Origin of the sequence: Leucobacter sp. cx-42 (assembly GCF_014529985.1) — a bacterium.
Classification (GTDB): Bacteria; Actinomycetota; Actinomycetes; order Actinomycetales; family Microbacteriaceae; genus Leucobacter.
Genome location: NZ_JACVMU010000001.1, coordinates 26239 through 38525, shown reverse-complemented (window position 1 = coordinate 38525; position 12287 = coordinate 26239). Strand labels below are relative to the sequence as shown.

Genomic DNA, 12287 nt, shown 5'->3' with positions numbered 1-12287 from the left:
CACCAGAAATGTCGGTGGTAGCTGCTAGCGTGCAAGATATGGAACCCGCGATTGAGACTCCGGTGATCGTCCGCCGCGATGGTGCGATCACCCGCATCACGCTGAATCGTCCGCGCGCAATCAACGCGCTCAACAGTGAGACGCTCGACCTGCTGCGTGCCGCGATCCTGACGGCGAACGCAGATGGCTCCTCGGCAATCGTGCTTGCTGGGGCCGGTGAGCGCGGGCTCTGCGGTGGTGGCGATATCAAGGAGATCCGCGCGACTGATCAGGCCGCATATTTCTCACTCGAGTACGGCGTTGACTACCTCATCCATACCTCTGCGGTCCCCGTGGTCGCGTTCATGGATGGCATCGTGATGGGTGGCGGCATTGGTATCTCTGGCCACGCGGCACACCGTGTGGTGACCGAGCGTTCGCGACTCGCGATGCCAGAAGTGCGCATCGGTATCGTCCCAGACGTTGGTGGACACCTGTTGCTTGCGAACGCGCCAGATCGACTCGGCGAGTACCTCGCGGTGACCGCGGGAGAGTTCGGTGCAGCCGATGCTATTGCGCTTGGCTTCGCTGACGCGTGTGTACCGAGCGACCGGCTCGAATCGCTCGCACGCGAGCTCGCCGGTGGAACAGAACCAGCCGCTGCAATTGCACAGCTCAGCGTTGATCCGGGTGCCCGCCCGCTCGCAGACATTGCCGAGTGGTGGTGCCCGCTCGTGGAAGACGTGCTCGTGGCGCATGATCCGCTCGTCGATCCGGTGCTTGCGGCGCAAGCGCTCATTGCCGCGCTCGATGCGAATCCGCACGGAGCCGCCCGTGAAACGGCAGATGCGATGCGTGGCATGTGCCCGACATCGCTCGCGATTACGCTTGCACAGATCGCTCGAACCCGTGCTGAGTCGCTCGATCTCGCGGCCGTGCTGCGAGATGATTTCCGCGTCCTGACCCGTATCGGGAGCCGGTATGACTTCATTGAGGGTGTGCGCGCGCAGGTCATCCACAAAGACCGCAACCCAGCGTGGCAGCCGAGCTCGCTCGACGAGCTTGACGCTGACGAGGTGCGTTCGCACCTTGCGCCAGCTACCGCCACCGAGGTAGAACTCGAACTCGCTCCATGCAGCACACGCTAAATTCAGCTGGCCTGCCCATTTCGCTCGACCGGGAGGCTGAAGCTCCGCTTCCCGTGCAGCTCGCCGCAGCACTGCGCGATGCGATCGACCGCGCGCTCGTGCTCCCCGGTGAAAGCCTGCCTGCGACGCGGGCGCTCGCGACCAGACTCGGCATCGCACGTGGCGTTGTTGTTGCCGCATACGAACAGCTCATTGGTGAGGGCTACCTTGCCGCGCACCGCGGTCGGGGCACCGTGGTGAACCCAGATCTTGCGGGCGGGCCAGGCTCGGTCGAGCACGGCGCAGGTGAGCGATCCGCGCCAGGAGAACTCGGGGGAGCTGCGGCACCGAACGAGCCAGCAGCTCTCGGGACCGCGCCGCTCCCGCTCGCACCCGGCAACCCGATCGCGAGCGCGATCGAGAGCCCGGCCTGGCGCGCGGCCTGGCGTGACGCTGCAGCGGAAGCGCTCATGATCGCGCCAGCGCTCGGCGACGAGGGGCTACGCGCTGAGGTCGCTGACCACCTGCGACGCATGCGAGCCACCGTGCGCGCGCCGGAAGAAGTGATCGTGACGGCGGGTACACGTGACGGCCTCGGACTGTTGCTGACGGCGCTCGGCTCAACGCGCGGTCGTGATCTCGTGGTGGGCGTTGAAGATCCAGGCCTCCCCACCCTGCGCGGCGTAGCGTCGCGCTACGGTGCGCGCGTGGTCGGCCTGCCGACTGATGCGGAGGGCCTCGACACTGCCCGGCTGCCCGAGGGCATTCTCGACGTGCTGATTGTGACGCCGAGCCACCAGTACCCCCTCGGCGGTTCGCTGCCGCTTCCGCGTCGCCGCGAGCTCCTCGCGTGGGCCAAGCGAACGGGCGTCGTCATCGTTGAGGACGACTTCGATTCCGAGCTGCGCTTCACCGGCAGCCCGTTGCCGGCGCTCGCGGCGCTCGACGACCCGGTGAACGGCTCGGTCGTGCTGCTCGGAACGTTCTCGCGCACGGTGGCGCCAGCGATTTCCGCGGGCTATCTGGTCGCCCCCGCACACCTGCGCAGTCAAATTGCCGCGGTGCGCAACGACCTCGGAGGCCCGGTTTCTGCCGTCGTGCAGCGCGCGCTCGCCCGATACCTCGCGAGTGGCGAGCTTCGCCGTCATACTGCGCGTCTCCTGCGTCGATATGCGGATCGCAGAGACCGCGTCTCTGACCTGCTCGCCGGCATCCCCGGCGTACGCGTGCGTCCGATGGATGGCGGGCTCCATGCGGTCATCGAGTTTCTCCCGGTCTCAGAAGCCTCGACGGGGCACTCGCTCGCAGAGCTCGAACGTTTGGCGCTCGACGGTGCTGCAGGTCGGGGACTCGGTGTTGCCCCACTCGGTGCGTACTGGCAGCGCGCTGGCGCGGGACGATCTGGCCTCGTGATTGGGATGGGCGGCTCCGATGACCACACCTTTGTCGCCGGGCTCACCGAACTGCGAGTGGTGCTCACCGAGCTCTTCCCGCGCACTGCGCGAAACTGATGCTCGGAACGCCGCACCCAGAAACAGGGCGGCAGCGAGTAGCCTAGGGGGGTGCGCGTCGACGATCTCTCACCCAGTATGCAGAACTACCTCAAGGTCATCTGGAGCCTTGAGGAGTGGTCTGACGACCCCGTAACCAACTCGGCAATCTCAGAGGCTGCCGGTGTGCGGTTGTCGACCGTGTCAGACGCCCTGAAGAAGCTCTCTGATCTCGAACTCATCGACCATAAGCGGTACGGCTCGGTCTCGCTCACTGACCTGGGCCGGCAGCATGCGGTGTCGATGATCCGCCGTCACCGTTTGCTCGAAACGTTCCTCGTGCGCATGCTCGAATACACGTGGGACGAAGTCCACGACGAGGCAGATCGACTCGAACACGCAGTGTCAGACGAGCTCATCGATCGCGTCGATCGCGTGCTTGGCTGGCCAACCCGTGATCCGCACGGCGACCCGATTCCCAGCGCAGACGGTACGGTGCATCGTCCCGACGCGGTACAGCTCGGTGACGCGCCCGCGCCGTGCCGAGTACGTGTCGAACGCATCTCAGATGCCGATAACGCCATGCTCCAGTTCTTCCAGTCACGCGGCATCGTTGTCGACGCAGAACTTGAAATGCTGCCTGGCGAACCCTTCTCGGAAACCGTCACGGTGATCGTTGGCGGCGTGCCCGTGAGCCTCGGAACGGCGGCCGCAAGTGCCGTTTGGGCATCGGTCTTGTAAACAGAACCGGTGAATAGGGAATAATCTAGCAGTACGGCGTCGTAGTAGCGCCGGCAGTCTCAGGAGAGGGGCAGCGTGTTCGGTATCTTTTCGAAGCGCCAGAATGGCAAGCGTGGTGGTTCTGCAAAGAAGCCACCGCGTCGTTTGCCGCGCCGAGTCCTCGCGCCCGTAGAAGAGATTGTTGAGCAGGGGCTGCTCGTCGCAGACGTTGCTGTTCGCATGGAAGTGAAGAACAGCATCATCATGAACGCGTTGAAGCGTCATGAAGATTACGACAAAGAGCGTATCCGCACGCTCGTGCATGACGCCGCAATTGAGCTCGCTGAAGAGCGCGAAAAGGATGCTCGACACATCGCTCGGATGCGTGATGAGATTCGTGACACTGGCCGCAGTGCGTGGATCGAGTCGGAGTACGGAAACGAAGACAACCGTACCCTCCGGCACCGCCAGGAAGTGTACGAGCGCGTCGCGGAAGAGCTTCGCAAGCGTGCTGCCGACGAGAACTATCTCAACGACACCTCAGAACGTGCTCGTGCGCTTGCGTGGGACGAGGTGGGGGACTCGCTCAAGGAGCGCGCATCGCACCCGTACTACGCGGGTGGCGGCAGCGCCGAGTACCAGGAACACCGCGACGAGCGTATTCAGCAGCTCATCGACAAAGACTTGACTGAGCTGCTCCACGATCACGCGCCGAAGCCCGAAAAGGTTCGCCGCGGGTTCCGTCGTGGGGCGAAGGACGACGCCTAAGCGCGTCGATACTCGGGGTGCTTCTTGAGGTATCCGTCGATGAACCAGCACGATGCCAGCGTGCGACGATCCGCCGCGATCTCAGAAGAGACTGCAACGTGTGCGAGCAGGCCAGAAAGGCCGGTTCCACGCAACTGTGGGTCAACGAACGTGTGATCAAAGTCGATGGTGGCGTTTGGCGTGCCTGCCTCGCCTGCGAGAGAATAGTGGGCTTCCCCGAGCTTGCGCGTCTTCGCGCCGTCGGTGGAATACAGGGCAAACTCTGACTTTGCGGGCTCGTGGACAATCGTGAATCCGTCGGCTGCCGCAGCTTCTTCTGTGAGGTATCTGGCCATGCGCCAAGCATAGCCCGCGCTAATCTAGCTGTATGAAGCGTTTTACTCAGGCTCTCGTTATTGGTTCGGCCGTTGCGTTGAGTCTCGGGTTGGCGGGATGTACGAAGTCTGAGCCGGAGACGCCGCAGGTGAAGCTATCGGTATCTGAGGCCGCGGCTCAGTATCTTGACGCGGTCTGTCCGGTGAACTCGGCGTGGGACGCAGCCGACTCCGAAATTGACCGTTTGCGGATCGCGGTTGCACGCGGTGAGGGCGTCGTCGATACCCGGTTGTACGCTGACGCGATCTCACAGGTTGGCGAGGTCAGCGGCAAGGCTGCGACGCAGCTCACCTCTGCCGACGTGGTGTGGCCTGCCGCAGCGGGACCACTCGTCGTGAAGGTCGCGTCTTCGTTGAAGGCTGATGCGAAGACGGCGCCGACCGCGGCAAAGCTCGAAGCCGAGCAGGCCGTCAATTACGAGTGGCCCGGTGCAACACAGGCCGGCACTGCCGCGGCTGCCGTGCGCGAGGCGCTGGGATTGCCAGACGACGCAGTCGCCGCGTGCGATGCGCGTGCCGAGCAGATTGCCGAGGAACGCGCCGCAGAGAAGGCCGAGCAGGCGAAACAGGCCGAGCAAGCCGACTCTGCAGGCACGGGCGCACCGGCTGAAAAGAACGAGGACAAGTCGAAGTAGCTTCCACTCGAAGGCGCGACGCGCCGGTGCAATGCGGGTTATTCGAACAAGAATTCGACTCAAAGCCCGAAGTTATCGTAAGGTTGAATACTTATGTCTGAAACCTCCGAACCAACGTTTGGCCCGGTCGAGCGCCTCGCAGTATGGCTGCTCCTGGGTTCTTCATTTGTCGTAATCCTCAATGAAACCGTCATGGGTGTCGCACTTCCGGTGCTCATGGCCGACCTCGGTATTTCTGCTGCGGCGGGCCAGTGGCTCACCACGGCATTCCTGCTCACGATGAGTGTCGTGATTCCGATTACCGGCATGCTCATCCAACGCGTCCGAACTCGTACGCTGTTCGTCGTTGCAATGTCGCTTTTCACCCTTGGCACGCTCCTCGGCGCGCTCGCTCCTGGCTTCGGCGTCCTGCTGGTCGCACGTGTCGTCCAAGCGAGCGGCACCGCGATCATGATGCCGTTGCTCATGACGACCGTGGTGACCCTCGTTCCTGAGCGCCAGCGCGGCGCAATCATGGGGCGGATCGCCATCGTCATGTCCGTCGCTCCCGCGCTCGGCCCGACCCTGTCTGGCATCGTGCTGCAGTCGCTGAGCTGGCGCTGGTTGTTCATCATCATGCTCCCGATTGCGATCACCGCACTGATTATCGGCGCACTCCGCATGCCGAACGTTGGTGTCTCGCGGAAGGCTCCGATCGACATCTTGTCGGTCATCCTTTCTGCGCTCGCGTTCGGTGGCCTGGTCTACGGCCTGAGCGCCGTCGGCGCAGCCGCGAACGGGGCAGAGGGCATGAACCCGCTCATTCCCGTCGGTGTCGGCATCGTCGCGCTCGCACTCTTCGTGTGGCGCCAGCTGTCGTTGCAGCGCGAGGATCGTGCGCTGCTTGATCTGCGTACCTTCAAGAGCCGTCCCTTCGCACTCTCAGTTGTGCTGTTCGTCGTGAGTTCGATGGCGCTCTTCGGCTCGCTCATCCTGCTCCCGATCTACGTGCAGAACGTGCTTGGCTTTGCGCCGCTCGAGACTGGTCTCGTGATGCTGCCCGGTGGACTGGTGATGGGTCTGCTCGGTCCGATCGTTGGTCGTATCGTTGATACCCGCGGGCCTCGTGTTGCACTGGTTCCCGGAATGGTGGTGACCGCTGGGGCCATGTGGTCGATGGGGTTCTTTACCGACACGACAAGCATCTGGACCGTTCTGGTGGTGTACCTGGTGCTCAGTATCGGCCTTGCAGGCGTGTTCACGCCGCTGTTCGCGGTCTCGCTCGGCTCAATCCCGATGCACCTTGCGTCACACGGCAGCGCAATGATTTCGACGCTGCAGCAGGTGGCTGGCGCAGCTGGCACCGCACTGTTCATTACGGTCATGACGCTGGTATCGGTCGCGGCTGGCGAGCAGGAAGGCGCGACCGCAAGCTCTGCGCTCGCGCAGGGCACGCAGACTGCGTTCCTCATCGGTGGTGCAATTGCCACCATCGGCCTCGTAATCGCGTGCTTTGTTCGCCCTGCGGCAAGCCCGGCAGTCGTGTCGACTGCGACCGGCGACGTCGAGGTGATCGGCGAGTAACACTCGTACGCGTTACCGTGCGTGATCCGCGCCCCTGACGAGATCAGTCAAGGTCGTGGATCGCGCGCCGCACGGCCTCGGAGAGGTGCATGATCGGAGCATCAGCACCCTTCGGGGCCGGGGCGGCAAGCACCAGCTCACGTGTGAAGCGCGCGGAGTTGATGGGGCGCAACACGACGCCCTCTGGTGGGCTCGCTCGCATGAGGCTCGGGATGAGGGCAACGCCCATTCCTGCCGCAATCAGGCCAAGCACCACCGCATAGTCGTCACTGCGGACCGCAATAGCGAGTGATCGTCCCGCGCCGACGACCTCGCGCACGATCTCATCGACCGCGTCGCCGGGTGTTGATCCCAGGACCCAGCGTTCGCTTGCGAGCTGGGGGAGATCCGCCTCGTCGATTGACTCGGCCGCAGCGAGCGGATGCGTCGCAGGCAGCGCGAGCAGCAATGGGTCCGTGAGGACGTGCAGCGACCGGACGTCTGCGCGGAACGGGACCTCGAATCCGGGGATTCGGTACAACAACGCCGCGTCCAACTCGCGCCGATTCACCTGTTCGACGAGGTTCGGCACCTCAGCCAGGGTGGTATCGATCTCGATGCCGCGGTTGCCGAGCAGAGCAGCGATGCCCGGCAGTAGCCGCGCCGCCGCGGTCGGAAACGTGCCGAAGCGAACCTTCGTACGCCCGACGGCAGCAAGATCGCGGACGTCGGTGAGGGCCCGATCCGCCAAATTGAGGATCTCCTCACCGCGCTCCCGCATGAGGTGACCTGGTGCCGTCAGCTGGCTGCCGCGACTGCTGCGCGTGGTGAGCGGAATGCCAGCAAGGCGATCCAGGTTTTTGAGATGGTAATCGACGGTGGGTTGGCTCCACCCCAGTCGGATCGCGGCGCGCGCGACCGACCCTTCCTCGGCAACGGCGATGAGGGCTTGGATCTGACGGAGATCGATCATAGTGCTCCATATCTTATATGGTGCTCGCCAGGAAAATCACGCTTCCGTGGGTAGAGAAACTTGGCCACTCTGGAAGCATGAAGACTTCGATGAACGCTGCTGGAATCCGTGCGAGTGAGGGTGCTCGCATGGACGCTGTAGCGCAGCAAGAAATGCCCTACGTTCGCGCGATTGAGCGGTACGCGGCAGCCAACCCTGAAAACGTCATGGTTCCCGGCCACGGGTGCGATCCCGTCGTTGGTGGCGCACACCTCGCGGAGATCTTTGGCTCACGCATCGTGGAGCTTGATGTGCCGCTCATGTTGGATGGCATCGACCTCGGTGAGAATTCACCGCTTGAACAGGCCCGTGAGCTCGCAGCTGACGCATGGGGCGCAAAGCGCACCTGGTTCCTTACTAACGGCGCATCGCAGGGCAACCGCACCGCAGCGTTTGCCGTTCGTTCGCTCGGTGAACGTGTCCTCATGCAGCGAAGCTCGCACTCAAGCTTCACCGACGGTGTGCTGCTCGCAGGCCTGCTTCCCGCGTTTGTGAAGCCCAACGTGGACGAAGAGCACGGTATCGCGCACGGCCTCACGCCTGCAGCCCTCGACGAGGCGCTCCGCGAGGAGCACGCCGCTGGTCGCGAGGTCTCGAGCGTGTATGTTGTTTCGCCGAGCTATTTCGGTTCGACGGCTGACGTTGCCGGCCTCTCGGCAGTCGCACACTCCTACGGTGCCGCGCTCATCGTCGACGGTGCGTGGGGCGCGCACTTCGGCTTCCACCCCGAGCTTCCCGACTCGCCAGCGCGTCTCGGCGCAGACCTGGTGATCTCGAGCACGCACAAGCTGGCCGGCTCGCTCACCCAATCTGCGATGCTGCATCTCGGTGATACGGAGTTCGCGGATCGTCTCCTCCCGTTCGTTGACCGCGCCTTTACGATGACCGCGTCGACCTCCTCGAGCGGCATCCTGACCGGATCACTCGACGCGGCCCGCCACGCACTCGCAAATGGTGAAGCAGCGGTTGACGAATCGATCCGCCTCGCTGGTGAATTCCGTGAGCGGCTTCGTGCGAGCGGGCACTACACGGTGATCAGCGATCACTTTGATCGATTCGATGACATCGTGGAGATTGATCCGCTCCGAATCCCCATCGACGTTTCGGCACTCGGCCAGAGCGGACACTGGGTGCGGGATCGCCTCACCAACGAGCACAAGGTGTACTTCGAGATGTCGACCGCGACCTCGATTGTGGCAGTGTTCGGTGCCCTCGCTGCACCGAACCTCGATCGCATCATGGCGGCCCTTGAGGCAGTGGCTGCGGAGGCGATCGCGCTCCGCGACGCAGCTGGATCGGAAGCCGTTGTGCCTGAGAAGTTCCCGTCGCTCCCTGACGCAGGCACCTTGCGCATGCTGCCCCGAGCCGCGTTCTTCAGCGAAGCCGAACTTGTTCCCGCTGCAGAAGCAGTTGGCCGCATCTCGGCTGACACGCTTGCTGCGTACCCGCCCGGCATTCCTAATCTGGTGCCTGGCGAAGAAATCACGCCAGAAACCGTTGGCTTCCTGCAGGCGGTTGCGGCGTCACCCACCGGCTACGTGCGTGGTGCGGCTGATGCGAGCGTGAGCATGTTCCGCGTCGTGCGCGATCCGCTCACAGCGACGGCAAACTAGCAGCCCGCTACGGGAAGAGGCCCCGACTCAATTCGAGTCGGGGCCTCTTCCCGTATATCTGTGCGTTGGCGAACGCTACACCGTGGAGAAATACGAGAGCGGGCGGTCAGCTTACGCCGACCGCCCGCTCTCGTAACCGCAAAAAATTTAGTTCTGCTTCTTCTTCTCGAAGAGGTTGCCGAGACCGGTCGAAGCCAGCAGGACAACAGCGAGGAGCACGAGCATCACGACCGAGATCGCAACCATGTTGTGCGGGTTGCCAGCGGTCGAGTACATCGCGTGGAAGTCGATCTTCTCGCCCTCAGTCGATGCGAATGCGGGAGCTGCGACGAACACCGAGGCGATTGCGGCGGTGACAGCAGTGGCGATGCGGGTGAAAATCTTCACAGTATCTCCTCGTAAATCTTGAAGCCGACGAAGATGTCGACACCGTACTATTCTGCCCTGAACTCGCCCAGTTTGCGAACTGCCACGCATAGGCTATTTCGTATGGTTGAATCTTCTGCGCCAGAAAGCGCGCTCCGATGCCCCTGCCGAAGCGGCGCTGTCTATGCAAATTGTTGCGAGCCGATTCATCTCGGGGCCGTTGAAGCGCCTACTGCTGAGCGTCTGATGCGGTCGCGATACTCCGCCTTTGCATTGGGGCTGGCGCCGTATCTGTTGCGCTCCTGGCATCATGAAACTCGACCCGCTTCGCTCGACCTTGACGCTGACGTGAAGTGGCTGGGCCTGGTGATTGAGGAAACAGTGGCTGGCGGACCCTTCGACGCGGAGGGCATTGTGGAGTTCACCGCGATCGGGCGGGACAGCGGCGGCCGGTTTGAACAACGCGAGCGCAGCAGGTTCTCCCGCGTTGCTGCGCGGTGGGTGTACGTCGATGGGGTCGGCGCCTAGCGGGCAAGGCTCCAGGTTTAAGGCGTTGTCGGCGAACCTCGCGAAACAGATAGTTTCTGCCGAGATGGGGTGTTTCTGCGCGGAGAAACTCGGGTTTTCGGCAGAAACGGTCGATCTCGACGGGCTGACGGCTGCGTCAGATGCCTCGCAAACAGCTCAAACGCAAAAGCGCGGGTGTGCGCCGGACAATCCCGGTGCACACCCGCGCTTTGCTCGTTGAACCTAGTTCGAGCCGGAAGGGCGCTGAGCGCGGCGTTGGCCGCCGCCCTGACGCTGGCCGCCCTGACCGCCGCGTGCCTGGCCGCCGTTGCCGCCCTGGCGTGAGCCCTGGCCGCGACCCTGGCCGCGCTGCTCGGACCCGCCCTGGGCCGAGCGACCCTGCGAGGAACGGCCACCCTGGCCTTGGCGCTGACCGCCCTGGCCTGATCCGCCGCCCTGTCGCTGGCCACCGCCAGCGTTCCGTGCGCGCTTACGCTTGGCGTTCGCGCCCTGCGACTTGCCAGCGCCTGCGGGGGCGTGACCTGCTGCGCGCTGCTGCTCGGCCTGAGCCTCTGCACGGCGACGCTCGGTCTCCTTGGGGTTTACGCGCGGTGCGACCTCGCCGATGAGGGCGAGGATCTCGGGGTCGATGTTCTTCGCGAGCGTGTCGACCTGCTTCGGCGTGACGCGAATCTTCGCAGCGCGCATAATCGACTTCATCTCGCCGCGCTGCTCGGGGAGCACGATCGTGACGACGTCACCCTCGTTGCCCGCACGAGCGGTACGACCCGAACGGTGCAGGTATGCCTTGTGCTCGACCGGGGGATCGATGTGCACGACGAGTTCGACGCCGTCAACGTGCACGCCACGAGCGGCGACGTCAGTCGCGACGAGGACCTTGGCATCGCCAGAGACGAACTCTGCGAGGTTACGGTCACGTGCGTTCTGCGACAGGTTGCCCTGCAGTTCGACTGCGGGAATGCCTGCCGAGGTGAGCTGCTTCGCGAGCTTCTTCGCCTGGTGCTTCATGCGGGTGAAGAAGATGCGGCGTGCGGTGCCTGATGCGAGTGCCTCGATGAGCGCTTCCTTCTGGCCCTTTCCCGAGACCTCAAACACATGGTGCGTGAGGAGGGGCACGGGGCTCTCAGCCGAGTCGACCGAGTGCAGGATCGGATCGTGGAGGTACTTCTTCACGAGGTTGTCCACGCCGTTGTCGAGCGTTGCAGAGAAGAGGAGGCGCTGACCCTGCTTGGGGGTCTTGTTCATGATGCGCGTGACGACGGGGAGGAAGCCCATGTCTGCCATGTGATCCGCCTCATCGAGGACGGTGATCTCAACGCCCGAAAGATCGACGAGGTTCTGGCGCATGAGGTCGTCGAGACGACCGGGGGCTGCGACGACGATATCGACGCCGGCCTCGAGGGCTGCCTCCTGACGGCGCTGGGGGATGCCACCGAAGATGGTGGTGACCTTGACACCAACTGGATCAGCAAGCATCTTCACTGTCTCAGCGATCTGCGTGACGAGCTCACGGGTCGGAGCGAGCACGATCGCGCGGGGGCGGCTCGGCTTGCGCTTCTTTGCAGCGTCATCTGCGAGGTTTGCGACCAGCGGGATGCCGAACGCAATGGTCTTGCCTGAGCCAGTACGACCACGGCCGAGCACGTCGCGGCCTGCGAGCGTGTCGGGGAGGGTGTCGCGCTGAATCGGGAACGGCTCCGTCTTGCCATTCTTCTCAAGTGCAGCCGCGATAGGCGCGGGAACACCGAGATCGATGAACGAGGGAGTGTTGGGGGTCTGTTCGGTCACAGAAACCTTTCAAAAGGGCAGCGTGTAGATGCCTAAGACAAAGTCAGGCCTTCGGGAGGCCGTGCGATCGCTGCTGGGTCGGCGAGTGCGCGGAACTGCGCATTCGTTCGCCGCGGAGGAAGTTGCACCTAATCAGGTGCCCACGCGTTACCAATGAGGCAGCTGCGCGTATAACATCAGCGACGATAGGGGCCGTCAACAGACGCCCCGTGCTGTCAAGCCTACGTCATTGCTCGTCTGAGCGCGATGCCAACGCCTGATTTGGGGCGCGGATCGCGTCTACTCGTCGTGCTCAACCAGCAATGTCGGTGGTACCCGGTAACGTCATCAGCATCGACCCAACCG

General features: G+C 63.6%; 12 protein-coding genes. 8 read left to right on the top strand and 4 right to left on the bottom strand.

The genetic code is table 11. The annotated features are described in order from the left end of the window. Positions 1 to 38: 38 nt before the first annotated feature. The 4 genes from ICM05_RS00170 (at position 39) to ICM05_RS00155 (ending at position 4084) form a co-directional block, all read left to right on the top strand. A complete protein-coding gene (locus ICM05_RS00170; protein ID WP_188022545.1) occupies positions 39 to 1127 on the top strand; it encodes a 3-hydroxyisobutyryl-CoA hydrolase in 1089 nt (362 codons plus the stop codon). Further along, positions 1112 to 2617: a PLP-dependent aminotransferase family protein gene (locus tag ICM05_RS00165; protein ID WP_188022544.1), complete on the top strand. Its 1506-nt coding sequence runs from the start codon at positions 1112 to 1114 to the stop codon at positions 2615 to 2617. The genes ICM05_RS00170 and ICM05_RS00165 overlap by 16 nt, the downstream gene beginning before the upstream one ends. A 51-nt stretch (positions 2618 to 2668) precedes the next feature. Further along, entirely contained in the window at positions 2669 to 3337 is a 669-nt protein-coding gene (locus tag ICM05_RS00160; protein ID WP_353055772.1) for a metal-dependent transcriptional regulator, read from the top strand. A gap of 75 nt (positions 3338 to 3412) precedes the next feature. Further along, positions 3413 to 4084: an asparagine synthase gene (locus tag ICM05_RS00155; protein WP_353055771.1), complete on the top strand. Its 672-nt coding sequence runs from the start codon at positions 3413 to 3415 to the stop codon at positions 4082 to 4084. On the opposite strand, the gene ICM05_RS00150 is transcribed toward ICM05_RS00155, so the two are convergent. Beyond that, a complete protein-coding gene (locus tag ICM05_RS00150) occupies positions 4081 to 4419 on the bottom strand; it encodes a GNAT family N-acetyltransferase (protein ID WP_188022543.1) in 339 nt (112 codons plus the stop codon). The genes ICM05_RS00155 and ICM05_RS00150 overlap by 4 nt on opposite strands. Positions 4420 to 4451: 32 nt before the next feature. Here ICM05_RS00150 and ICM05_RS00145 point away from each other — a divergent pair, with 32 nt between their 5' ends. Then, positions 4452 to 5093, top strand: a complete 642-nt coding sequence (locus ICM05_RS00145; protein ID WP_188022542.1) for a hypothetical protein — start codon at positions 4452 to 4454, stop codon at positions 5091 to 5093. Between the two features lie 93 nt (positions 5094 to 5186). After that, positions 5187 to 6656: an MDR family MFS transporter gene (locus ICM05_RS00140; RefSeq protein ID WP_188022541.1), complete on the top strand. Its 1470-nt coding sequence runs from the start codon at positions 5187 to 5189 to the stop codon at positions 6654 to 6656. Positions 6657 to 6699: 43 nt separating this feature from the next. On the opposite strand, the gene ICM05_RS00135 is transcribed toward ICM05_RS00140, so the two are convergent. Further along, positions 6700 to 7608 (bottom strand): LysR family transcriptional regulator, encoded by a 909-nt coding sequence (locus tag ICM05_RS00135; protein WP_188022540.1) that lies wholly within the window; start codon positions 7606 to 7608, stop codon positions 6700 to 6702. 77 nt (positions 7609 to 7685) lie between these two features. Here ICM05_RS00135 and ICM05_RS00130 point away from each other — a divergent pair, with 77 nt between their 5' ends. After that, the gene (locus ICM05_RS00130; RefSeq protein ID WP_251364423.1) at positions 7686 to 9260 is read left to right on the top strand and encodes an aminotransferase class I/II-fold pyridoxal phosphate-dependent enzyme; all 1575 of its coding nucleotides are present in this window, start codon (positions 7686 to 7688) and stop codon (positions 9258 to 9260) included. Between the two features lie 147 nt (positions 9261 to 9407). On the opposite strand, the gene ICM05_RS00125 is transcribed toward ICM05_RS00130, so the two are convergent. Then, positions 9408 to 9647: a hypothetical protein gene (locus ICM05_RS00125; RefSeq protein ID WP_188022539.1), complete on the bottom strand. Its 240-nt coding sequence runs from the start codon at positions 9645 to 9647 to the stop codon at positions 9408 to 9410. A 33-nt stretch (positions 9648 to 9680) separates the two neighbouring features. Between ICM05_RS00125 and ICM05_RS00120 the strand changes: the two genes are divergently transcribed. Further along, on the top strand, positions 9681 to 10154 hold the full coding sequence (locus ICM05_RS00120; protein ID WP_353055770.1) for a YchJ family metal-binding protein: 474 nt from the start codon (positions 9681 to 9683) through the stop codon (positions 10152 to 10154). Positions 10155 to 10376: 222 nt separating this feature from the next. Here the strand turns inward: ICM05_RS00120 and ICM05_RS00115 are convergent, their stop codons facing one another. Next, entirely contained in the window at positions 10377 to 11942 is a 1566-nt protein-coding gene (locus ICM05_RS00115) for a DEAD/DEAH box helicase (protein WP_188022537.1), read from the bottom strand. Positions 11943 to 12287: the final 345 nt, after the last annotated feature.